This is a genomic window from Candidatus Saccharimonadales bacterium, assembly GCA_036388415.1.
Taxonomy (GTDB): domain Bacteria; phylum Patescibacteriota; class Saccharimonadia; order Saccharimonadales; family UBA4665; genus UBA4665.
On the sequence record DASVRW010000002.1, the window covers coordinates 892,415 to 915,266 of the forward strand.

21 protein-coding genes are annotated in these 22,852 nt (G+C 45.0%); 10 read left to right on the forward strand and 11 right to left on the reverse strand.

The annotated features are described in order from the left end of the window. The first annotated feature begins 13 nt into the window (after positions 1-13). From VF575_04745 to rfbA, 3 genes are read left to right on the forward strand one after another with little or no spacing between them, the layout of a single operon-like run. Positions 14-565, forward strand: coding sequence for a dTDP-4-dehydrorhamnose 3,5-epimerase family protein (locus tag VF575_04745; GenBank protein ID HEX8182879.1), 552 nt, complete (start codon positions 14-16; stop codon positions 563-565). 2 nt (positions 566-567) lie between these two features. Further along, positions 568-1,446: an NAD(P)-dependent oxidoreductase gene (locus VF575_04750; protein HEX8182880.1), complete on the forward strand. Its 879-nt coding sequence runs from the start codon at positions 568-570 to the stop codon at positions 1,444-1,446. Further along, the gene (gene rfbA / locus VF575_04755; GenBank protein HEX8182881.1) at positions 1,443-2,300 is read left to right on the forward strand and encodes a glucose-1-phosphate thymidylyltransferase RfbA; all 858 of its coding nucleotides are present in this window, start codon (positions 1,443-1,445) and stop codon (positions 2,298-2,300) included. Before VF575_04750 ends, rfbA begins: the two co-directional genes overlap by 4 nt. Before the next feature lie 9 nt (positions 2,301-2,309). Here rfbA and VF575_04760 read toward each other — a convergent pair whose 3' ends face one another. From VF575_04760 to VF575_04770, 3 genes are all read right to left on the reverse strand, one after another. Then, positions 2,310-3,311 (reverse strand): cohesin domain-containing protein, encoded by a 1,002-nt coding sequence (locus tag VF575_04760; GenBank protein ID HEX8182882.1) that lies wholly within the window; start codon positions 3,309-3,311, stop codon positions 2,310-2,312. Between the two features lie 76 nt (positions 3,312-3,387). Then, a complete protein-coding gene (locus tag VF575_04765) occupies positions 3,388-4,731 on the reverse strand; it encodes a glycosyltransferase (GenBank protein HEX8182883.1) in 1,344 nt (447 codons plus the stop codon). Beyond that, a complete protein-coding gene (locus VF575_04770; GenBank protein HEX8182884.1) occupies positions 4,728-6,530 on the reverse strand; it encodes a rhamnan synthesis F family protein in 1,803 nt (600 codons plus the stop codon). Before VF575_04770 ends, VF575_04765 begins: the two co-directional genes overlap by 4 nt. 58 nt (positions 6,531-6,588) lie before the next feature. Here VF575_04770 and VF575_04775 point away from each other — a divergent pair, with 58 nt between their 5' ends. Both VF575_04775 and VF575_04780 read left to right on the forward strand, forming a co-directional pair. Beyond that, positions 6,589-7,140: a hypothetical protein gene (locus tag VF575_04775; protein ID HEX8182885.1), complete on the forward strand. Its 552-nt coding sequence runs from the start codon at positions 6,589-6,591 to the stop codon at positions 7,138-7,140. After that, entirely contained in the window at positions 7,137-9,179 is a 2,043-nt protein-coding gene (locus VF575_04780; GenBank protein HEX8182886.1) for a hypothetical protein, read from the forward strand. Before VF575_04775 ends, VF575_04780 begins: the two co-directional genes overlap by 4 nt. Before the next feature lie 20 nt (positions 9,180-9,199). Here VF575_04780 and VF575_04785 read toward each other — a convergent pair whose 3' ends face one another. Genes VF575_04785 through VF575_04795 form a run of 3 tightly spaced genes read right to left on the reverse strand, consistent with a single transcriptional unit; the run spans position 9,200 to position 12,136 of the window. Then, positions 9,200-10,150 (reverse strand): class I SAM-dependent methyltransferase, encoded by a 951-nt coding sequence (locus VF575_04785; GenBank protein HEX8182887.1) that lies wholly within the window; start codon positions 10,148-10,150, stop codon positions 9,200-9,202. A 1-nt stretch (position 10,151) separates the two neighbouring features. Then, the gene (locus tag VF575_04790) at positions 10,152-11,327 is read right to left on the reverse strand and encodes an ABC transporter ATP-binding protein (protein ID HEX8182888.1); all 1,176 of its coding nucleotides are present in this window, start codon (positions 11,325-11,327) and stop codon (positions 10,152-10,154) included. Then, the gene (locus VF575_04795) at positions 11,327-12,136 is read right to left on the reverse strand and encodes an ABC transporter permease (protein HEX8182889.1); all 810 of its coding nucleotides are present in this window, start codon (positions 12,134-12,136) and stop codon (positions 11,327-11,329) included. Before VF575_04795 ends, VF575_04790 begins: the two co-directional genes overlap by 1 nt. Before the next feature lie 28 nt (positions 12,137-12,164). Here VF575_04795 and VF575_04800 point away from each other — a divergent pair, with 28 nt between their 5' ends. Continuing rightward, positions 12,165-13,229, forward strand: a complete 1,065-nt coding sequence (locus VF575_04800; protein HEX8182890.1) for a glycosyltransferase family 2 protein — start codon at positions 12,165-12,167, stop codon at positions 13,227-13,229. After that, the gene (locus tag VF575_04805; protein HEX8182891.1) at positions 13,226-14,332 is read left to right on the forward strand and encodes a glycosyltransferase family 1 protein; all 1,107 of its coding nucleotides are present in this window, start codon (positions 13,226-13,228) and stop codon (positions 14,330-14,332) included. The genes VF575_04800 and VF575_04805 overlap by 4 nt, the downstream gene beginning before the upstream one ends. Positions 14,333-14,339: 7 nt before the next feature. On the opposite strand, the gene VF575_04810 is transcribed toward VF575_04805, so the two are convergent. From VF575_04810 to rpmH, 4 genes are all read right to left on the reverse strand, one after another. After that, a complete protein-coding gene (locus VF575_04810; protein HEX8182892.1) occupies positions 14,340-14,912 on the reverse strand; it encodes a R3H domain-containing nucleic acid-binding protein in 573 nt (190 codons plus the stop codon). Beyond that, positions 14,912-15,949, reverse strand: coding sequence for a YidC/Oxa1 family membrane protein insertase (locus VF575_04815; GenBank protein ID HEX8182893.1), 1,038 nt, complete (start codon positions 15,947-15,949; stop codon positions 14,912-14,914). Before VF575_04815 ends, VF575_04810 begins: the two co-directional genes overlap by 1 nt. A gap of 3 nt (positions 15,950-15,952) precedes the next feature. Further along, positions 15,953-16,372, reverse strand: coding sequence for a ribonuclease P protein component (rnpA, locus tag VF575_04820; GenBank protein HEX8182894.1), 420 nt, complete (start codon positions 16,370-16,372; stop codon positions 15,953-15,955). A gap of 73 nt (positions 16,373-16,445) precedes the next feature. Further along, entirely contained in the window at positions 16,446-16,583 is a 138-nt protein-coding gene (rpmH, locus tag VF575_04825) for a 50S ribosomal protein L34 (protein ID HEX8182895.1), read from the reverse strand. A 437-nt stretch (positions 16,584-17,020) separates the two neighbouring features. Between rpmH and dnaA the strand changes: the two genes are divergently transcribed. From dnaA to recF, 3 genes are all read left to right on the forward strand, one after another. Further along, complete coding sequence (dnaA, locus tag VF575_04830) at positions 17,021-18,466, forward strand: chromosomal replication initiator protein DnaA (protein ID HEX8182896.1); 1,446 nt, start codon at positions 17,021-17,023, stop codon at positions 18,464-18,466. A gap of 379 nt (positions 18,467-18,845) precedes the next feature. Then, positions 18,846-19,949, forward strand: a complete 1,104-nt coding sequence (gene dnaN / locus VF575_04835; protein ID HEX8182897.1) for a DNA polymerase III subunit beta — start codon at positions 18,846-18,848, stop codon at positions 19,947-19,949. 339 nt (positions 19,950-20,288) lie between these two features. Continuing rightward, positions 20,289-21,359: a DNA replication and repair protein RecF gene (gene recF / locus VF575_04840; protein HEX8182898.1), complete on the forward strand. Its 1,071-nt coding sequence runs from the start codon at positions 20,289-20,291 to the stop codon at positions 21,357-21,359. Between the two features lie 2 nt (positions 21,360-21,361). Here the strand turns inward: recF and VF575_04845 are convergent, their stop codons facing one another. After that, a complete protein-coding gene (locus tag VF575_04845; GenBank protein ID HEX8182899.1) occupies positions 21,362-22,813 on the reverse strand; it encodes a hypothetical protein in 1,452 nt (483 codons plus the stop codon). Between the last annotated feature and the right edge of the window lie 39 nt (positions 22,814-22,852).

Sequence of the window (22,852 nt, forward strand, 5' to 3'; positions counted from 1 at the left end):
TAACGGTATACGTATGACGGACACACTAACAGTACACGAGACAGCAATTCCCGGATTTTATACAGTCAATTTAGCCGTCCACGGTGATAATCGTGGTTGGTTCAAGGAGAATTATCAGAAAGAAAAAATGGAAGCCTTAGGCCTTCCCTCATTTGACATAGTACAAAATAATTTTTCATTCAATGCTGAACTGGGCGTAACGCGAGGACTACATGCTGAACCATGGGAAAAGTTCGTATCGGTCGCCAACGGCCGAGTATTTGGCGCTTGGGTAGACCTGCGCAAAGGTCCCAGCTTCGGGCAAACGCTCAGTCTCGAGATTACTCCTGATGTAGCCGTCTTTGTGCCCCGCGGCGTCGCAAATGGCTATCAGACACTTGAACCAAATGTAACGTATACATATCTTGTTAACGCTCACTGGTCAGCCAATGCGCAGTACACATTCGTCAACCTATTCGACCTAGCGCTTGAGATTAACTGGCCGATAGCCCGAGAGACGGCGATTATTTCTGACAAGGATACTGCCCATCCGATGCTAAAAGATGTAATACCGATGGAGGTGTAGCTGTGGCTGTTTTAGATCCGGTAAAATTTGTAATTATTGGCGCCAAGGGCCAACTAGGCACAGCGCTCAAAAAGAAATATCCTCAAGCGACAGCCGTTGATTCCGATGAGCTCGATATAACTAATGCGGACGAAGTAGCACGGTATGACTGGTCGAATGTATCTGTAATCCTCAATGCTGCCGCCTACACCAATGTTGATGGCGCCGAGACCTTAGGGGGCCGTGCTATTGCCTGGCGCGTCAATGCAGTCGGTGTTGCGAACCTCACGAAAGCCGCCATGACACACAATCTTACTCTCGTTCATGTCTCTTCGGAGTATGTTTTTGACGGGACGGTATCTCCTCACGGCGAAGATGAACCGCTGACACCACTTGGTGTCTATGCGCAGAGCAAAGCAGCCGGCGATGTCGCTGCATTACTACACGACAAAACCTACATACTTCGCACCAGTTGGGTGATTGGTGACGGCCAAAATTTTGTCCGCACCATGATCGGGCTTGCCGGCAGAGATATTTCTCCTACCGTCGTTGGCGACCAGATAGGCCGATTGACGTTTACGTCAACACTGGTTGATGCAGTAGCACACCTACTAACTACGTTGCCGGCAAGCGGCATATACAATATCAGCAACGACGGTGATCCAGCTTCATGGGCAGACATCACCCGAGCAATCTTTAGTGAGCTCGACAGGAGCGATCTAACGGTTACTGACACCACGACAGACGACTACTTCAAGACTAAACCAGAAGCAGCACCACGCCCACTGCAGAGCGTTATGGACCTCAGCAAGATCAAGGCATCTGGACTTGATCTACGCAGTTGGCGAGATGATTTATCTAAATATGTAAAATACGAGGTTGAAAAGGAGAAAATTTCATGAAAGGTATTATATTAGCCGGAGGTTCCGGTACGCGTCTCTACCCGATTACAAAAGGTATATCCAAGCAGATCATGCCGATTTACGACAAACCGATGATCTATTATCCGCTGAGCACCCTTATGCAAGCCGGCATACGCGAAATACTCATCATTACAACACCGCAGGATCAAGCGCAGTTTCAGCGCCTCCTCGGCGACGGCTCTGAACTTGGCATATCGCTGCAATACGCTGCCCAACCTAGCCCCGACGGCCTTGCCCAAGCCTTCATCATCGGTGAAGAGTTTATAGGCGGTGACAAGGTTGCCCTCATTCTTGGAGATAATATATTCTACGGCGAAGCATTCGGCGACAGCCTTCAGGCCTGCAATGACCCTGACGGCGGCATCGTCTTTGCATATGAAGTTTCCGACCCTGAGCGCTACGGAGTCGTCGAATTTGATGCCGACCGCAATGCCGTCTCTATAGAAGAAAAACCATCTCAGCCGAAATCCAACTTTGCCGTCGTCGGCTTGTATTTCTACAACAATGACGTTGTTGAAATTGCCAAGAATATTAAGCCTAGCAACCGCGGCGAACTGGAAATTACCACCATTAACGAAGAATATTTAAAGCGTGCCAAGCTCAGCGTCCAAACTATGGACCGCGGCTCGGCCTGGCTCGATACCGGTACTTTCGAAAGTATGAACGACGCCAGTGAATATATTCGCGTCATTGAGAAACGAACTGGTATTAAAATTGGGTGTATTGAGGAAATTGCGTACCGACAAGGGTTTATTACTAGAGAACAGTTGCACACAATTGCTGAGCCGCTCAAAAAGTCTGGGTATGGAGTATACCTGCTCTCATTGGTGTGATAACAAGGTCTACTCGGACCAAAAATCTGAGTTTGAAATCACGTTGAGCACATTCGTATTGTCAGCAGCACTGATGCCGAGCGTCGCGTTGGGATCTAAACTTAAAGTAGCCCGTCCATCAACGCTTAACATTCGAAATGTTAAGCGGACCACTTCACTATCTCCATTTTGAGGAGACGCACTTGGAGTTCCCCTTGCTATCCTGATCAGTCCTGGGGTTCTCGTGTCAGTAGCAGCGATCTGAGAAAACAATGAAGTATTCTGTACGCTCACATATTGTACTTTAGTCGGATCAAATTGGATTGAAGCTTGCGCAGTATTTATTTTATCGACAGTATTTGTACGGACTGAAACAGTAAATATGTCATTTGCCTTAATACTGGCCAGTCTTGGAGAAACATACAGCGAGTTAGCAGCAGGCGCTCCAACTGAATCCGGCACGTAATAAGCTATCCCTTCGTATCGATAGGTATTCAGCTGGGCGGCTAGAATTTCTTTCTCGCTGGCTGTCGTTGTATAGAAATGTATACCCTGGTTCAGGTTATACAGTCTGTAAACTGCAGTTAAACCGTCCCCACTATTAGGCATGCCGTAATAGGCTATTCCCTCATTCCGGTAAGCGTTGGTTTGGGCGGCAACCGAATTATACTCATTAAAATTGACTGTGTAGAAATGATAACCTCTGACTTTATCGTATAGCCGATAAATAGGTGAACTTCCTGCCACTTGAGCCGTATGCGCATAATATGCAGTTCCTTCATATGAATATCCGGAATTAGTACTGATAACGGTATTGCGTTCTGGCTTTGAGGAAGTGAAAAAGTGCCCTCCGGCAAGCCTATAAAATCTATAGATTGGAGTAACGCTCGTATTAGTCACTACGCTCGGTATTGCTGCGGCATGGCTTTGAGAAAGTATATTTATTCCTACGGTAGCGAACCCAAGCGGTACTATTAGGAGCAGTAGACTCTTGACATTCAGGAACTTGAAACGCGATATAGTATAGTTCATGTTCATACTATAAGGCTTATGTTAAATTATTAAAAATATCTTACTGGTTTGCTATGCAGATTAGATTGTGGTTAGTTTAAATAATCTTCTTTATCATTTTTTTCGAATGAGTCTTCACCGCGATAACTTTACCTTTGATTTTGTAAGTAAAGCGGTTATGGGTAAGGCGATGTATATTTTTGTATTTGATATTTAATTGATGGTTGTGCTGGAATAATGCCAGAGTGGGATCAAAAATATTGTCATTACGATATTCCGCACGGTGTTGTTGGAGGTATGCAACCGCGTCAAGAAGGACTTCATACCTATCGGAACTGAAGAATTTATCGAGCTGGATTTGTTTCGCCGCTGTTGCCATAGCTATTGATTCCTCAGCGTGTGATATTATCCAATCGAGCGTACTAGCGAGACTTTCGTGATCGCCTGAAGTGTAGACAAATCCCGTTCGCCTATCCTCAACTAATTCCAAACCACCGCCCGTATTATTAGTAACGACAATCCGTCCAAAAAGTTGACCTTCAATTATTGTACGACCGAACGGCTCGTAGGTGGCTGTGCTTAAGATAGCATTGTATTCGTTCATCCGTACATATGCCTCTGAAGTGAATCCTTTGATCTTAACTTGATCACTTATACCATTATCGCGGATATACTTCCTAAGCTGCTTTGTATAGCGAGCATCCGCTTCTGTATCACCGTACAAATCTAAAGTAATGAATTTTTTACCTTGATCGCTTAGTATCTTAATAGCCTGTACTGCCTCTAGTTGATTTTTTCGGGGCGAAAGTGCTCCGAAGATTGCAATCGAAATATTTTTTTTAATTTCATTCTTTTTATATAACTGACGTATTTTCTCTGCATCGAGCGGAGGTAACGGATATAATATCTTTTCTGCTAATTTAGGTGAAGCAAAGCTGCTGTCGAATTCATTTTTAACGAACAGCGAGTTGAATATGATGTAATCAGAATTATCATTGAGGATTTGACCATATCGTTTATAGTCGGGCACCATTCGTAATGATGGATCTTTTTCATTTAAAATTTCATGCACGAGAACTATATTCGGGATGCCGAATGCCCTTCCAGCATACATACCCCATGGTATGACCGTAGTGTTGGAAATGATCACATCTGGCTTATATTTTTCTACTTCTTGAAATATTCTTACTAAAGAATTTCCAGTACTCGCTAGTATGCGATGCGGGTGAACTTTTCTATGAGGTTTAGTGGCCCATCCATATCCAACTACGATACTAGGAATGTTCTTCTTGGCTAGATTTTCTGTCATCGGACCTTTATAAGGAACCATTACCGTACATTTATATCCATTGCGGATTAAGACATCGACGTATTCAAGTAAGCATTGTTCTGCTCCGCCAGTTACCGCGCCAGTATGTGACAAAAATAGGATTTTTTTCATTTAAAAGGCTCCTCGATTCCGTCCCAGTATTCTTGGACTAAATTTCGATAATTTGGATATCTTTCGAGGAGGATTTTTTCATTGCGTTCAATCTGCGCATTTCGTACATCTTTACCGAAACTACGAGATTCATAATGGAAAACATATGAGTGGTTTGCAACCGCGCATTTCCATCCTTTACTTCTGAGTCTCATCGCAAAATCATTTTCTTCGCCGTACCCTTTGCCATAAATTTCATCAAACAAACCGTATTTGTTTATCACTTCTCGTCGTATGAGTACGCAAAAACCATGAATGGTTGGCGTTATATATCTTTCAGGCAGTTTTCGTTTAATTAGACGGTAAAGCGTGTATGAAGCTGATTTATAATTTGCTAATCGACTTGTCATCGGAACGGACCAAATCGTTGCATTGTTACTACGGGAGGTGGTGGCAGCGATTTTGGGTTCTGAGTAGAGAGTCTTTCGCATTTCGATCAAAAAGTTCTTCGTGACTTTTGTGTCGCTATTTAGCAGTAATACGTCGTCTTTTTGATTAACCAATTTGAGGACTGCTCGATTGCAAGTCTGTACGAATCCAAGATTTTGCGGATTCCGATGGTAATAGAAATTAGTCAGCCCCGTAATGCTATTCAAAATATCTTTTTCTAATATATCAGCGTCTGGACCGCAATCATTAACATAGTGAACTGACACATCCTCCGAATTTCCCACTTCTTTTATTAATGATTTGATATTAATAGCCAAGGATTGCCAATCAGCATATACCGGGACTATGATACTTATCTGTGGCCTGCCGCCTGATACATCCCCGAAATACCAATCAGGAAACGATGATCCACTATTTTCAATTTTTACTATACCTCGTCTAGAAGAACCAATCATATCTTTCCTTTTTAGTTGCGGTAATATACAAAAAACTCTCTCTAGCGCATGTGCCGTCGTACGGTCAAATTGTCCTTGCTCTGATTGAAAATTTTTTGAAGAAATGTTCAGAACAGTACTGATACTTGACAAGTCTACCCAAAACATTGTCCCTCCAAAAAATCCTATTGTGTCGATGTATTCAGAGGAAGAAGCACTGAAAAAACTAGAGTCGACTTCATTATAGAGTAACTCTTGAATAATTTCTCGGTTATGCCTCAGATACATTTTGATTGGGTAAAAGTATTCTGACGGACCAATCATTCCCGTCTGATTGCTGTTCAGTTTCTTTAATATATTTTTTAATTTTGTTTTATCATCTGGAATCAATGCTTCAAGCGTATTATTCAACCAAACATCACCACCTCCTGCTGAAGCTGTGTTACTGGTCTCGCGATGTACAGATTTCTTGGAATGAATTTTTAAAACTTTTTTATAACCTAAAGTATCGAGTAATGAAGCTACTTTTATAAATGGCAGCACATCCCGACCTTTGTTTGGCACGATCAATATATTTGCGGCAGGAAAATCATGCCTTATGTCAGATACATACTTTTTATTGGATTGCGGCATTGTTATGTAAAGATCTGTAGACAAAGCGGCAGACAATGTAAGTAGCTTGGGCGAGAATACTTCACTCCAACTTTCGGGATGATATAAGTGCAATACAACTGCGTAATCTGATTTTTTCTCGAAGTTTCCATTTTTTTCTATGAAGTATCTTTCATACCTGGCATTCTTGTTATTATATCGAAACAACTGATGGCGTAGTCGCTTCGGCAATTTAAAACCAGTTAAGCGGCTTTTGATTGATAAAGTTTTAGTATATAAACGTCTTACGAGAGATCGACTGGTGCGTTGCGTTATCATATTCATATTTTATCTATAGATTATACCCTATGCACGCCTTGTATGCTTTTGATATAATATACTTATGCATAATGTATCAAAAATCAAAATTAGTATGAAAAGAGTTGCTTTAAGCGCTGTCATATTCCTTATAGCAATCGGATTCGTTATAACGTTATTAGAAAAAACAAATGTTACCCATCTATTTCATTCCGAGTCGTCAACCGCCGTTAAGCACGATCAAAAATTTCAAGCGGACAAAAAGGCTGCGACTATTGATTCTGATGGTAATGCCGTCAGTTTAGATAGTAAAGGAAATCCAGTTAAAAATACTGGTAATTATACTCCGCCCAGCAACTCAGAAAATATCTCAATTTCTGCTAATCGGCAAGACGATGCGTTAGTAATCGGAACCAAGCTGGCTGGATATAGTGATGGCACATGCGACCTGGAACTGACGAGTGGCGCACTGACGATTAAACGCCAAGTGACGGTAGTGTATGCCCCCAATTATTCAACGTGCGCCGGTTTTTCAATACCAACAAGTGAGCTGCCACGCGGCGATTGGAAAATTATGATTACAGTATTGTCAGGTGGCGTTACAACATCAAACTTCATAAATCATAGAATCTTATGACCGCACTAAGCCGACTCACTAAGAAAATATTACTGATAGCACTTTTATTGGTATCAACTGCTGCTATTTCTAATCCTACTTCAGCGAGCGCTATAGACACCTCCGAGTGGCAGGCCGGCAAGATTATAGATGATCACAACTTTTCGGACGCTGATAGTCTCTCAGTTGATCAGATACAAGCGTTTTTGAATAATTTAGTACCTGATTGTGATACCTATGGTAACCAACCTGCTGCCAATTATGGCCGTCCTGATTTGACGCGCGCTCAATATGCAACGCAGATAAAGGGATGGCCAGCGCCTCCTTATGTTTGTTTAAAAAACTATCACGAAGTTCCGAAGACTAGTCCCGGACCAGGCGTACCTGACAACAGCTTCAATCACGGTGGTGGCGCATTCACAGGAGGTACTAGCGCTGCTCAGTTGATATACAATGCAGCACAGCGATATCGTATCAGTCCTAAAGTACTTTTAGTTAAGATACGCGCCGAATCCGCGGGGCCGTTGACAAATGACAGCTGGCCTTTTGCTAGCCAATATACTTATGCTATGGGAGCACATTGTCCTGATAGCGGTCCAAATAGATCAGCGAATTGTGATCCGAACTATGCCGGATTTTCAATACAAATTTCAGAAGCGGCCTCTTTAATGCGGTACTATTTAGATAATATGGGTCAGCCATGGTGGCCCTACAAAAAGCCCGGAGTAAATTCAATACAATACCATCCAGATCCAACGTGTGGATCAAGTGGTGTAAATATATCATCACAAGCCACCGCTGCACTATACACTTATACTCCATATCAGCCGAACGCCGAAACACTTGCAGCCGGATATGGTACGGCGCCTTGTGGAGCGTATGGAAATAGAAATTTCTGGCTATACTACAGGGAATGGTTTGGTAGTACGACCTATTCTCCACCAGTATGTAATTCTCGAAGATCTGGTGTTGCATGCGTTTGGCAGCTGAATAATGTCTTTAGCGACAGTAACTTCCTAACGATTAGCAATAGTGAGCGAGACACTGCAATTAGCAATAGTCTGTATATGTACAACGGTCAACCGTTTTATGGTTTTACCGCACAACAACCTGGTTTAATTCCGGTGTATAGATTTAAGCTGGCTAAAGAGCACTTTTATACTACGAGCGAGTCAGAAAAAACATCCATATTGCAAAACTCGAGTAACTCGTACGAGGGTGTGGCATTTTACGCGTACCCAGGATCGTCGAATACAAACGCTACTTATCCAATTTATCGATTATCTTCGACCAACGGTCACGTATTCGTAGCAGATGCCGGTAAAAAAGATGCCCTGATTAATTTAGGATATACGTACGAAGGTGTAGCATTCAATACGCCTAGTGCGCTAGGGAGCCAACCCACTCCATTGGCAAATCATTTCAATGTCTATCGGTTAAGCAAGGCCGGTCATCATATTTACACACAGGATCTTTCCGAAAATGACACTCTTCTTCGCGCTGGCTGGGTCAATGAAGGAGTGCTATTAAATGCCCCTGTCAGTCAGACTACTACACCTGTGTTTAGAATTACTAACGGATCTGATCACGTGTATACAAGTTTGATTAATGAGAGGAATCAGCTACTATCGCTTGGTTGGAAATATGAAGGAATAGCATGGTATGTTGATGCAACAACACCTCAAACATTTCGTTTCTATATAGATAATAAACACTTCTATACCGCAGATCCTAATGAATCGTTACTCCTTGCTTATAATTCGACACGATTTGAAAGCATATCTTTTGGCTACAAACAGCCGAATGATTATACCGTATATAGAATGTTTAAAAATTCCGCTCACTTCTTTACTGCCGATATTACAGAGGCCATGAACGCTTCGAGTGCTGGATGGAAATATGAAGGAATAGCGTGGTACGCAAATCCTACAAGTACGCAATCGACCATTCCGGTGCATAGATTGGTTATCGGACAAAGGCATTTCTACACTGTAAGTGATTCCGAGAAAGCTCAGCTCATGAGTGCTGGATGGAAATATGAAGGAATAGCGTGGTACTAAACAGCGATCCGACTAGCTAGCTATTTATTCTTACGAGTTATAGCATGTTTAATTCTATGTATGCGCGTAACTGATTTCCAAGCTTTTGAATTCTTTATGTCATTCAATTCTGCTAATATTACTGCATTCATTGCTTGCTCAGACTTTAGTAAGTGCTGTGAATGTATCAAGTCTTTATGTAAACGATCCATCTCTTTAGACGCCCAGTCTTCTTTGCCTAAATGTATTAGGTCTTGCTCATGGAGTTGACGATCGCTATAATGCTCGCCTAGAGCTCCAACATACTCAACTTTTTCCACAATTTTTCTATTACTACACACTAGGTAAAAATATAAATGTTGCTCGCGAGTTTTCGAAGTCAGGTTCAGCAACTTACAATTTACGTCACTATTGAGTTGCGTTTCACTTCCCACGGCTACATATTTCCATGTTGACTGGAAGTATGGCTCAATATTTTTATAATACTTCTTAAGGAGCGATGTCAGTTCGTTGTACTCAAATTCATGTAAATGAAAGTGATTACCTTCTGCAAACTCTACATCATTTGGCGTAGAAACTAACGCTACCCCATCAGGCTTAAGGACGCGCTGAACCTCGTCTAGAAACTTCTTATAATCCTTGATGTGCTCGATGGTTTCAAAAGTAATTACCACATCGACACTATTTTCCTCTAAGGGTATTGATTCGCCGTCACCTACCCGGTACTCGATATTTTTCGCGTCGTAATTTTCTTGAGAGTATTTAACCGCGTCCTCATTGACGTCCACCCCATATACAAATTTTGCAGATTCTGCTATCAATTTAGTCCCGTAGCCTGAACCACTAGCGATGTCTAAAACGACCTTGTTTTCGACGACTGGCTTGGCCGCTAGATATCGAGTCAGGTGCTCAGCGTATATTAAATGACCCTTGTGGAACTCTGGTACCATTCGCTCATAATCGTTTTCCAACTTCGTCCGTTTTTTTGACATGTCAGACCTTTGCAATATTAACTTTAATTTCTGGGTCAACAATTCCCGCGGTCTTAGTGTATTTTCTAACCTTGAATGTTGCTGCATTATTAACCCACTGATAAAAGTGTGTCGTTGATTGATCACAGCAAGCTACGCTTAGAGTGAATGTCCCGTCGGGAAGCATGTTTGGAATTTTCCAAGACAACTTTAGAGAATCACCTTGTTTGACCGAGATTGTCTTTAATTTTTCCTTGATCGTGTTTGCTTCTAGAACATTGACTCCTGCTTGGTTATACAGGACAAAACCGTAAACTGGTGGCGGGAGGTTTTTTGAAGCCGTGTAGGACGTAATCACTTCTATTGCGTCATCAGTAACTTTAACCGAGGTATTGTCCACGACCATACCGCCTTCGCCCCAAACATCACTTTCAACCTCGACTTCATCACTAGAGGCATCTATGAACAACTTTTGATATTCCTGCGCAACCTCTTCGGCAGTACCCGATTTAGCAATTTGACCTTTTTCGATCATTACAGCTCGGTCACAGTATTGTCTAACCGCCCCCATGTCATGAGTTACGAGTATTACTGTTTGCTTTTTTTTCTTTAAAGACATGAAGTAGTCATAGCATTTTCTTTGAAAATCAGCATCGCCTACAGCTAATACTTCGTCGAGAAGCAGGATGTCTGTCTGTGCCTTGATTGCAATTGCGAACGCGAGCCTAACCTGCATACCGCTACTGTAATTTTTGAGCTTTTGATCCATGAATTTTTCGATCTCTGCGAAAGCAACTATATCTTCATACATCGCATACATTTCTTTTCTACTGAATCCAAGTAGAGCACCGTTCAGAAACACGTTTTCGCGACCTGTTAGTTCAGGGTTAAAGCCGACGCCCAACTCAATGAACGGGGTTAATGAACCATTGATTTTCACACTCCCCTCTGTTGGCATATATATACTTGCCAGTATTTTGAGTAACGTACTTTTTCCTGAGCCATTTCGTCCAACTATGCCAAAAAATTCTCCCTTTTTGACTGTAAAAGAAATGTCTTTAAGTACATGTTGTTGCTCAAAACTGCGTCGGCCACCTCGAAACCTATGTATTAAAGCACTTTTGACAGAAGTTTGTCGTTCATGGGGTAACTTAAAAGTCTTACTAAGGTGGTCGACATGTATTGCATAGTCTTTCATTAAATATTCTCCGCAAAACTTTTAGCTTGGCTTCTAAAATAGACTACACCGCCTACCAATACTAGGATGACTATGGCAAATGGAATTAGTCCATACCAGCCGCCATCGAATATTCTATGGATGGTAATTGTTTCATGAGTAATTGAACTATATCGAATATCTTGTATGGCTTGTGTCATTGGGCTCATGAATATCAGCTTTTGTAAGTTCAAGTCTGTTATTTTAGACAATGGATAAATGATCGGGGTGAGATAGAAACCAGCCTGTAAAATCACTTCCCAGATATACCCAAGATCTCTAAATTTTACAAACGCAGCAGCGAAGAATAGTGATATGCCAAGTGCAAATAAGTACACTTCTACTAGAATAAGGGGTACAAATAGTAGTGTACGGTACACATCGACATGGTTAATCACCATGAATATACTTACGACAACTAGATTAAGTCCGAGATTTATCAATGCTGAAATGCTGCTACTAAATACAATAATCCACCTAGGAATACTAATCTTACGTATTAGATCGCCACGTCCAACAATTGACCCCAAACTTTGCTGAGTCATCTCTGTGAAAAAATTCCATACTACTATACCCAAAAGTAGGTACACCGGATAGTGAGGGATGTCATCGCCCAATTTCAAAAAGCGAGCAAAAACTATGTACAAAATGACAAATATTAGTAGTGGCCGTAACAATGACCAAGCATACCCCAATGCTGATCCTTGATAACGAAGCTTGAAATCAGTGCGCACTAATTCAGCCAGTAGGGCACGGTTTTGTTTCGTGAATATTCTGCTTAGTCGGTTCATCTGTTGTAAGGTATTATAAGGTAACGATATGAATAAGTCGATTCAATCCCCTGTAGTCGTCATCCCAAATATCAATGGCGGTGACGGCCTGTTAAGAGCCGTTGACTCGTTAGTACTCCAAACTACACCGCTTCATATTATAATCGTGGACAATGCATCCACGGACGATTCGATTCAAAATCTTCTTAAAAAATTCCCGCTCATTGAAATCATCAAACATAGCAACAACAAAGGTTATGCAGGAGGAGTAAACCCAGGCTTTAAAAGAGCATTAGAATTAGGGGCATCCTATACTGCTCCGTTTAATAATGACGCCGTAGCCGACCCTCGTTGGTTGGAACGACTTGTTACATTTTTAGATTCCCATCAGGATTACGGCGCAGCGGCCAGCAAGGTGCAGGACATAAAAAAAAACAAGTTAGATAGTAGCGGAGAATTTTACTCTGTTTGGGGATTACCATATCCACGAGGTAGATCTAATTCGAATATATCAAGATATGATATGGATACCGAAATATTCGCCGCTAGTGGCGCTGCCAGTCTATATCGTACAAAAACCATAGCGGACGTAGGTCTGCTTGACGAAGATTTCTTCGCCTACTACGAAGACGTTGATTTGGGCTTTCGAATGCAGCTAATGGGCTGGAAAGTAGGCTATGTCCCACAATCGGTTGTCTATCATGCCACTGGCTCAACTAGCTCTAGAATTCACGGCTTCACTACGTTGCAAACCTTAAAAAACCAACCTTTAGTTTTATGGAAGAATGTACCTACTAAGTATCTATGGTCGGTTAGTTGGAGATTTATAATTGCCCACAATCTTATTTTCCTTCGAGCTATTTTTAGTGGAAATATCAAAGCTGCTTGCACTGGCTATTTTAAGGCGGCATGGTTAATACTTCGGAAGACCAGTCAGCGTAAATCAATTCAAAAACGCAAACGAGTTTCCGATGACTACATATGGAGCATCATGACACATGACTTGCCTCCGAACGCGACCGCCCTACGCCGTCTACGATCTTTCTGGTGGAGACTTATTGGCCGACAACACAACGATCAGGATGTAGGGACGAGCAAGGGTAGTGGCTTATGAGCCACATCGTTATAGACGCCCGAGAATATACGACGACAACTGGTCGCTACATGTATCGGCTGCTGCAGTATCTCGATAAAATCGATGCCATGCAGGCGACCGGCCATGAATATACTGTTTTGCTTAAGCCGCGCGATATGAGGGTCTACGAATTCGTTAGCCCCCGATTTCGTAAAGTCACGTGCCCTCACCAGGAATTTACATTCGATGAGCAGCTCGGCCTACTTGGACAGATCCAAGACCTGAAGCCTGATCTCGTGCACTTCGGCATGGTACAGCAGCCTATCGGCTACCACGGGCTCAGCGTGACAACGATGCATGATCTGACGACCATTCGCTTCCGTAACCCTTCAAAAAACGTTGTGTCTTTTACTATAAAGCAGCAAATATACAAAGGTGTGAACAAGTATGTTGCCCGTAAGTCGGCAGTAATTCTGACGCCAACAGACTTCGTGAAGCAGGATATTGTCAACTACACCGGTGTAAAGCCCGATAAAATTACCGTGACCTACGAAGCAGCTGACAAAATTGAGGACATACCCGAACCCGTTTCGGCAGTGGCAGGTAAGCGGTTTGTGATGTATCTTGGCCGGCCTTTGCCGCACAAAAACCTTGGCAGACTTATCGATGCTTTTGAGCTGCTTAAACAGACGCAGCCCGATCTGATGCTGGTGCTGGCCGGCAAAACCGACCCGCTGTACGAACAACACTATGAAGACGTGCAGAAGCGTCGCATCTCTGACGTGATCTTTACGGGTTTCGTCAGCGAAGGTCAATTACGCTGGCTGTACGAAAACTGCCAGGCATATGTCTTTCCGACGCTCAGTGAAGGTTTCGGCCTGCCAGGTCTGGAGGCGATGATACACGGCGCGCCAGTCGTCAGTAGTAATGCTACCTGTCTGCCGGAAGTCTACGGCGACGCTGCTCACTATTTTGATCCGCTGGATGTGCCAGCCATAGCAAAAGCCATGAATGACGTCTTAACTAACCAAAAATTACGCAATGGTCTGATACAGAAAGGTGGTTTGCAGGCTGCTGGCTATTCCTGGGAGCGCATGGCGCGGCAGACGCTCGACGTCTATAATAAAGCGCTCGGTGCGTAACGAAAATTTACTCCTCTTCAGTAGCTGCAGAAGTTTTGTCGTCATCAATTGCCGCTGGCTTTAGTATAATATGCCGCTCACGTCCTTCGCCAACTGATTCGGTAGTGAGGCCCGCTTCCCCCGCTACTTTATGGACGATTCGTCTATCGGCGGCGTTCATCGGCCTTAAAGCATAGGGCTCACCGCTATCCTGGACAATTTTAATCCAATCCTGGGCAGTTTCTGCCAGCCGATCGGCCCGCTGCTTTTTGTAGGCAGCGACGTCAACATTGACGCGGGTGTAGCGGTAATTATTGTTCTTGAGTGCACTGCTGACGACAAACTGTAAGGCTCGCATCGTATCACCATGCTGACCGATCAGAAATCCGTTCAGATGCGTCGATGGTATGTCGAGCTCGATGACCTCATCATCCTCAGTTGTCGCGTGTACGTCAGTATTGATACCGAAAAACGACAGGATGTCTTCGAGGTACTTGCGGGCAAATAATATCGCTTCGTCAATTGAATCGTGCTTGTAGCTCGCTGCGGGAGCTCCAGCTGTGCCGTCTTCGTCTGTCTGTACGCTATCGTCTGCAGTCATTATCTCCTCCTTTGCTTCTTACCGTACGTCACACTAGTGACGGTGGAGCCGGATTTTGGTTGGAACGATTTTGTTTTTTTGGATGATTTTGCCGCTAGCATGTCCGTTTTGTCTGCTAATTTTGATGATTTTGAATCGATAATCTCTGCTTCCGGGATGGCCATCGTGTCTTTCGTATTTTTGCCGGATTTCTTGCTAGAACTACTCGTACCGCTCTCGCTCAGCTCTTCCATCTCCTTGGAGTCCCCACCGAGCACGATAGACTGCTGGATGAATGCTACCAGTCCGCCGATAAACCAGTACAGGCCAAGCGCCGAAGCGATATTGACGGTGAACACGAATATCATCACGGGTAAAATATAGCGGGTACTGCGACCAATGGCGGCGCTGACCTCCGATTGATCGGCCTGCTTGCCGGCACCAGCGTCCTTCATGATGGCTCGCAGGCTGCGAGCGTCTTTGTCATTTGGCATCAGCTGCTTGGCCTGGAAATACTGGGTGACAGCACTGGCCAGCACGATGATCAATGCCGGTACATACAGGCCTTGTGGCCCAATGGCGGCCCGGCCGAGGTCGACAATGCCAAACAGGGAACTATCGAATAATTTAATATTGTCAGACAGCTGTTGCATCCAACCGAGGTTTTGCAGTGCCGGATAGGCAAAGTCGACCATCTGGTTCGGGTCCTTAATGACGCGCTGCAGTCCAATATATAGGCCGATGAGCACCGGTAGTTGCAGTAAAGCGACGCCGATTGAGCTAAACGGATTGATGCCCCGTTCCTTATAGAGCTCCATTTGCATCTGGCCCTGTTTCACTTTGTCGCCTTTGGTTTGCTTGGCGATCTTCTTCAGTTCAGGCTGAATCTTGCGCATCAGTTTTGCCTGGTGCAACTGCTTTTTGACTAATGGCCACAGCAATAAGCGGATGATGATTGTAAAGATAATAATCGCCAGACCAAAATTATGACCAGGCAGCACTGCATAAATCAGTACCAGCAGGTTAAAAATGGGCTGCACAATAAAAGTAGTAAACATAATTTAAGTGCGCTCCTTACTATCTACTATAGCACGCGATTGTCCATCTGGCCGAAGGTGTGAGCTAGTACCTACGGCTGATACGATACCGGCCCGCTCGAGCTGCTGAATAACCGCCTCGCACAGTTCAGCCGCTGGCATCGTGGCAAGCTGTTCGCTAAAGACAGTAATAATAATATCGTACGGCGCAGCTATGTGCGCTTCCTGACCCCTGATAACTTCATATATTCTGCGCCGTATCCGCCCACGCACGACAGCTGACTTGTGAACCTTACGACTAACTACTACGGCGGCTCGATACGATGACCGCTTGGGGTTATGTAGATATTTGACAGCCAAAAGCGGTCCGCGGACGGTCTGGCCACGGCCATAAGCGTGACGGAGCGCGTTATAACCATGGAATCTATGTGCGCGGATGATCATAATTTTCCAAGATACGTTGGTGTAGATTATTCGTAAATGTACAAAATACGAACAAAAGGGCAGCCGCGCATCTCTACGCTGATAGCTTGCGGCGGCCCTTGTTGCGGCGGCGCTGCAAAAGCGAACGGCCAGCGCGAGTCGCCATGCGCTTCATAAAGCCATGAACTCGTGATCGGTGGCGCTTTTTTGGTTGGTAGGTTCGCTTTGGCATATATGTCCTTAGGTTTGTAGTTAGTTAAACATTTGCATAGATTAGCAAAATGTCATCATTGATATATAGTAACGACTAACGTCTCTCGGTGCAAGCGTAGGCATTACTTACCTACCAGTCTTTTGTCTAGACTGAGCATTAATGTACGGTCGGCGTAGTTTTCACAATGCCTAGGTTACACATTCAACAACGTTTACCCCGTATTTAACCCACTAATTTTACCAAGTTTTCCTCTTTTTGCCAAGACTTATCCACAGATTATCAGATGAGGAGCGCGGCTGTGCACAAATACGGTACAAACCGCTGTCACCCCTTCCCTGCCTTTCATAATGAAAAATTGCTTGTGGAAAAGTCCCCCCAAATCGACTATAGTAGGCGCTAGGCACACATTGACATGTGGGATAAGCAGCTGATAGACAGGCGGAGGGTAATAGCGAATGCATTCGGGTAATTTGTGGCAGGCCGTACTGGGCGAGATCGAACTTTCGGTTTCCCGCGGTAATTTTATGACATGGTTCAAGCCGACACAGCTACTAAAGTGCGACAACGATGTGGCGATCATCGGCGTCCCGAACGTCTTTATCCGACAGCAGCTGGAACGTAAATACACGACGCTGATCGTTGAAACACTGCAAAAGAACGGCGTCACGCCGGAAAAGATCGAATACAAGATTTATACCTCTGCCGCCAAAAAACAACCTGCCGAAGATCCGATGACACTGCAAGACAACCGACCGCAGCAGCTGACGCCTGCCCCGAGACCAGCTGACGCCATGGCCCGGCCCGCTTCCAAATACAGCACTGATTATAAATCAACCCCGCTCGCCAGCTCGACAAGCGGCGGCGGTTCCGGGCATACAACTTACCGCCAAGGCCTCAACGAACGCTACACCTTCGAAAATTTTATTGAAGGCTCCGGCAACGAACTTGCTTACGCCGCCTGCCAGGCGATTGCGACCAGCCCTGGTACCAAATACAACCCGTTGTTTCTATACGGCGGTGTCGGCATCGGCAAGACACACCTGATGCAGGCTGTCGGTAATGCCGTACTGGCGAATAACCGCTCGGCTCGTATCGTCTATGTCTCAAGCGAACAATTTCTGCAGGAATTCGTAACGGCACTGCGGTTCAAGAAAATATCTGACTTTACAGAGGTGTACCGGACAGCCGATGTATTGATTGTCGATGATGTGCAGTTTATTGCCGGCAAAGAAAAGGCTCAGGAAGAGTTTTTCCATACCTTTAACACCCTTCATCAGGGAAACAAGCAGATTATTATCAGCAGCGATAAACCGCCGTCCGACATTCCGGGGCTCGAAGATCGCCTGCGATCAAGATTTGTCTGGGGTATGAGTATTGATATGCAAATTCCGGATTTTGAAACTCGCTGCGCAATCATTCAGACCAAAGCCAGCACCCATGCCGTTGAGCTGCCGCCGGACGTAGTTGAATACCTAGCGAGTCACATACAGACGAACATCCGCGAACTCGAGGGTGCACTCAACCAGTTGTTGGCGTTTTGTGAAATGCGCGCCATCGAACCCAACCTAGCTATTGTCAGCGGGCTGCTTGGCAGCGCTAAGACACGCCCGAAGCACATCAGCGCCAAACAGATCATCGAGCGGACTGCCCGGCACTTTTCCATCAGCGTCGATGAAATCTTGAGCGCCAAACGTGATAAGGACATCGTTATGCCCCGGCAAGTCGCGATGTATATCCTGCGCAGCGAACTGCACCTCAGCTTTCCGAAGATTGCCCGTGAACTCGGCCGCAAGGATCATACTACCGCTATTCACTCAGTTGAAAAGATCGAGAAGGAAATCCACGTCGACAATACTATCCGTGAGGCTATCAACGATATCAAGGAACTGCTGTATGCATAAATCTCATATACCAATTGCCGTCCGTTCACATCCCTTTCTACACGTGCAGCCGAAAATAGCTACTTTTGCAATTTGCTTTTTTACTCATTTGAATTCAATACGCTGTGCACAACCTGTTCAAATCTGGGGAAAAGCCGTGCACACCATACGGGATGCGTGTGTACGAAATAAGCACTTACACACATACCTGAAGCGACATGCTGGCTGGGCTGTGCGTAAACTAGTCCAGATAGCGCCGCCTTACCTGTCCATTACCCACACCTCATCCTATGATTTTTTTGCTCAATTTACAGATACCGTCAGACATTTATCCACCCTATCCACACCCCCTACAATAACTACTACTAAGTATATAAAGATATAGTAAGGAGCAATTAACATGAAGCTGCAGGTCACCCAGGAAAACCTCAACAAAGCTCTCGGCATTGTCGCTCGAGTCGCCAGTGCACGTGGAACATTACCGATACTTGCCAATGTGCTCATAAAAACCGTCGATAACCGGCTGAGCATTTCAGCAACCAATCTAGATATCGCGATTACTCAGCATATTGGTGCCAAGGTGTCCGAAGAAGGTGCTATTACCGTCCCTGCCCGGCTGATGCAGGACTTCATCAACAGTTTGCCGGCTGGTGTCATCGAGCTGAAGCTGGAGGATCATAAGCTGCATATCACAACTGACCAGTACCAGTCAGTCGTGAATGGTGTGATGGCTGACGACTTCCCTGTTATGCCAGCCATTAGTGCCGACAGCGAGCAAAGCCGTACCTGGACGATCAATGCGTCTACCTTCAAAAAAGGTTTGCAACAAGTCATCATGGCCGCCAGCTCGGACGAATCCCGCCCGGTACTCACCGGTGTACTACTGCAAACAACCGAAGGTAATTTGTACGCTGCTGCCACGGACAGCTACCGCTTAGCAGAAAAGAACCTTGGCCCCAACAGTCAGGATGTCAGGCTGTTGATCCCGGCAACTGCTATTCAAGATTTGCTGCGCATACTCGGCGACTACGACGATAACGTCCAGGTAACGCACGATGACCAGCAAATTTTATTCCAAGCCAACGATGTCGATCTGGTTGCCCGCCTGATTGAAGGGAAGTATCCGGATTACCGCAAACTGATTCCAGCGGATTTTGCGGTTGTCGCGCGGGTCAAACGGGCTGATCTAGTTAACGTCACAAAGGTTTCCAGCCTGTTTGCGCGCGAATCAGCCGGAAGCGTAACCATTAACGTTGACGATGTTAAAAACGAGCTGAGCATACGCTCTGTGGCCTCACAGCTTGGCGAAAACACTGCCGCCGCATCTGGAGCAATCACTGGATCAGGCAGTATCACGCTCAACTCCCGTTATTTGCTGGATGCGCTGCATGCGTTTGGCAGTGACGAAGTCGAATTCTGCTTCAATGGCAAGCTGGAGCCAACTCTGCTGCGCGATTCCGGCAATAGTGACTACCTGCACATCATCATGCCACTGAAATCTTAAAAGTCATTTGAAGTCTCGTCTACGGCCGACAGACTGCTCGTACATACACGACGATATAGCGACACAGTACGACAGACAGAGCGTTCACGCGCCGGACAGTGCCCGCTGAGCCTTATGGTCTCATCGGATCACTGTTCGGGCTTCACTTCGAGACGGTAACTCTGTCTGTCGTACTGTGCCGCTAGCCAAGCTAGTATACGAGCAGGAATGAAACCTCGTCTGCGGGTGGCAGTCGTCGGGGCGGCCCCAAAATTATTTCGTTAATACGAAAAATTTTAGGGGCGGAACGGCTGACAGGACCCGAAGGAGGTTTTGAGTTTAAGCTTGTATACTTTAGTAATGATATCCGATATTCGCCTGCAGCATTTCCGGTCGTACGACGACGAAACATTTGAATTCACGCCGGCTGTCAATATTATCGTCGGCTCAAACGGTAGTGGTAAAACCAATTTACTAGAGGCAATACTCGTAACAGCCCGCGGCTCCTCGTACCGCGCCAAAGACGCCGAGCTGATTCAGTATGACCAACCATGGGCCAGGATCGACGCCCATGTTGATGGTGATATTCGCACCGTCAAGATCGTTCAGGACGCCGCAGCTACGAAAACAACCAAAACATATGAGATCGAAGGCCGCATCTTTCGCCGGCTTATGCCCGCCAAAACCTTGCCAGCCGTTATATTTGAACCGAACCATTTGTATATGCTGACGGGCTCGCCGGAACTGCGGCGTAGCTACCTTGATGACCTGCTGGAGCAGATCGATCCAGATTACGCCCGGCTGCGCAGAGATTATCGCCGGGTGCTGACGCAGCGCAATACGCTGCTCAAGCGGCTTGGCATGGATGCGTCCACACAAATATTTCCCTGGAATATTCGGCTCAGCGAACTTGGTGGCAATATAATGCAGGCCCGGCTGCAGCTGCTCGAAACGCTCAACCAAGCTGCCAGCGAACTCTATAGCAGTTTGGCGCAGCACGATACGACGGTTGAGCTGCGCTATGAAACCAAACTCCCGTCGGACGGCTACGGCTCTGCCCTGCTCCGGTCACTGGAAACAAACTTTGCACTGGATGTCGCCCGCGGCTTCACTGGCGCAGGGCCGCACCGCGAAGACGTCACCGTACTGATTCGGGGTCGTACGACGCAGACGTCCGCCTCACGTGGAGAGACGCGTACGGCCGTGCTTATGCTGAAAGTCATGGAACTGCGACTCATTGAGCAGTCACGGGCTGTCCGGCCGCTCCTGCTGCTCGACGACGTCTTCAGCGAGCTCGACGGCGCGCGGAGGCAGGCGCTCACCAATTATCTACAGGATTATCAGACTTTTATCACGACGACTGATGCTGATGTCGTGATCCACCACTTTATGGACAAGTGCACGATTATACCGCTGCAACCTCATGACTAACTTTACTGAGTGAAAAATATACGCTCGACAGGTATAGGTATCGCATCTTCCGTTATACGAGTAAGCACAAGTTTTTTTGCATTTTCAAATTCTGATGGATCATAGGTAATTTTGCCAGTTGCCCTGTCGGAAGTAAATGACGTTAGGGCTAGTTGAACCTTGATTGAGTCAGAAGTGTAATCCATTTGAATAATCGGTAAATCATCAGATGATTTATATGGTAATGTGTCTTCTAATCGACGTGATGTGAGGGGTGTGGCGGTCAGTGCGTAGCTACTTAGGTTGCCTGACGTATCGTTATTTGTAAATGCGTTGAAGGTGAACTGCCCGCGTGTACTTGATAATTTTGAAACAGTTTGTCGCTTACTGCTAAAAACTCTATATGCTTGGCTAGTCATATTATCGTATGTAAAAATATTGTTATTCCTCGTAAAGTATAATTTTCCGCCTGTCGTATGAAAATCATTTATATTATGAGAGTAGAACACTTGCCGAGGTTTATTCTCGATTGAATACACCATAAGTCCTTTGCTATCGAGTAATGCGACAGTGTTAAGATCAATTAATTGCGCACTATTTATGCGAATACGATCTGGAAATTCGACAGTCCTTTTAAGCTCTCCGGTGCCTATGTCATAGAGGGTAATGATGTTTTTGTGAACAATACTTTGATCATCGTCACCTGCAATGTCTGGTTGCCCAATTGTAACTGTAAATATGCCGTTAAGTAGCTGATACGCACGACTCGATCCTTCTGAATTTTTTTGATCGGGTAAATTTATCGGCACGGGTGATGTATCGGTGACAGATTTGTATACGTAAGCTTTGCCATTCTGATCGTCGACTAATACGAAATGTTCATCATCACTAAAATTATCTACAATGATCGAATATTCTCCTTCTGAAGACTTTGATGGCAAGGTAATATTCCCTGTCATATTTGTAGTCGTATCAATATATTCAATAGAATTCCCATCTGATTGCTCGAAACTTGCAATTACGCCGTTTTTGTAGGGAAAAGCTCCGGATATTTGCGATGCTCCGTTATACAAAGGTGTATTAGCGACAAAGGCATTTAAAGGGTTATTGTGCTTCATGACCAAGCTTTTGCTCGCACACGCGTAGCTATAGAGCGTATTGTCTTGGAGTATGTCACACCCGAGACTGCCCGAACCGACTTTGTTGAGAGTCACTTCAGGATTCAATTCTATATCGACTATAGATGTTTTCATTCGAACTATATCAACTGATGCAATCGTTTGTCGATCATCAGTACGTACATCAATAGTTTTACTACCGGCTGGGAAACGTTGCTTGATAGTCTCGCCCGGCACTACCTGTCGGCTGAATAATTGCTCACCACTGTCTACGTCGTTAATAGTGATGAGTACAGATTTGGCGTTACTAACGATCGTCAGCTTCAAAGTACCGCGTAGCAGTACGTTTTGTATCAAAAACCAACTTATAAATATTATAAATAAAAGCGCTAGTCC

Excerpts from the sequence above, each read along its gene's own strand:
- VF575_04790 (HEX8182888.1), bottom strand. The coding sequence starts at position 11,327 with ATGAAAGACTATGCAATACATGTCGACCACCTTAGTAAGACTTTTAAG.
- VF575_04775 (HEX8182885.1), top strand. The coding sequence starts at position 6,589 with ATGCATAATGTATCAAAAATCAAAATTAGTATGAAAAGAGTTGCTTTA.
- VF575_04810 (HEX8182892.1), bottom strand. The coding sequence starts at position 14,912 with ATGACTGCAGACGATAGCGTACAGACAGACGAAGACGGCACAGCTGGA.
- dnaN (HEX8182897.1), top strand. The coding sequence starts at position 18,846 with ATGAAGCTGCAGGTCACCCAGGAAAACCTCAACAAAGCTCTCGGCATT.
- VF575_04805 (HEX8182891.1), top strand. The coding sequence starts at position 13,226 with ATGAGCCACATCGTTATAGACGCCCGAGAATATACGACGACAACTGGT.
- dnaA (HEX8182896.1), top strand. The coding sequence starts at position 17,021 with ATGCATTCGGGTAATTTGTGGCAGGCCGTACTGGGCGAGATCGAACTT.
- VF575_04795 (HEX8182889.1), bottom strand. The coding sequence starts at position 12,136 with ATGAACCGACTAAGCAGAATATTCACGAAACAAAACCGTGCCCTACTG.
- rpmH (HEX8182895.1), bottom strand. The coding sequence starts at position 16,583 with ATGCCAAAGCGAACCTACCAACCAAAAAAGCGCCACCGATCACGAGTT.
- VF575_04785 (HEX8182887.1), bottom strand. The coding sequence starts at position 10,150 with ATGTCAAAAAAACGGACGAAGTTGGAAAACGATTATGAGCGAATGGTA.
- VF575_04760 (HEX8182882.1), bottom strand. The coding sequence starts at position 3,311 with ATGAACTATACTATATCGCGTTTCAAGTTCCTGAATGTCAAGAGTCTA.
- VF575_04780 (HEX8182886.1), top strand. The coding sequence starts at position 7,137 with ATGACCGCACTAAGCCGACTCACTAAGAAAATATTACTGATAGCACTT.
- VF575_04765 (HEX8182883.1), bottom strand. The coding sequence starts at position 4,731 with ATGAAAAAAATCCTATTTTTGTCACATACTGGCGCGGTAACTGGCGGA.
- rfbA (HEX8182881.1), top strand. The coding sequence starts at position 1,443 with ATGAAAGGTATTATATTAGCCGGAGGTTCCGGTACGCGTCTCTACCCG.
- recF (HEX8182898.1), top strand. The coding sequence starts at position 20,289 with ATGATATCCGATATTCGCCTGCAGCATTTCCGGTCGTACGACGACGAA.
- VF575_04800 (HEX8182890.1), top strand. The coding sequence starts at position 12,165 with ATGAATAAGTCGATTCAATCCCCTGTAGTCGTCATCCCAAATATCAAT.
- VF575_04815 (HEX8182893.1), bottom strand. The coding sequence starts at position 15,949 with ATGTTTACTACTTTTATTGTGCAGCCCATTTTTAACCTGCTGGTACTG.
- VF575_04770 (HEX8182884.1), bottom strand. The coding sequence starts at position 6,530 with ATGAATATGATAACGCAACGCACCAGTCGATCTCTCGTAAGACGTTTA.
- rnpA (HEX8182894.1), bottom strand. The coding sequence starts at position 16,372 with ATGATCATCCGCGCACATAGATTCCATGGTTATAACGCGCTCCGTCAC.
- VF575_04745 (HEX8182879.1), top strand. The coding sequence starts at position 14 with ATGACGGACACACTAACAGTACACGAGACAGCAATTCCCGGATTTTAT.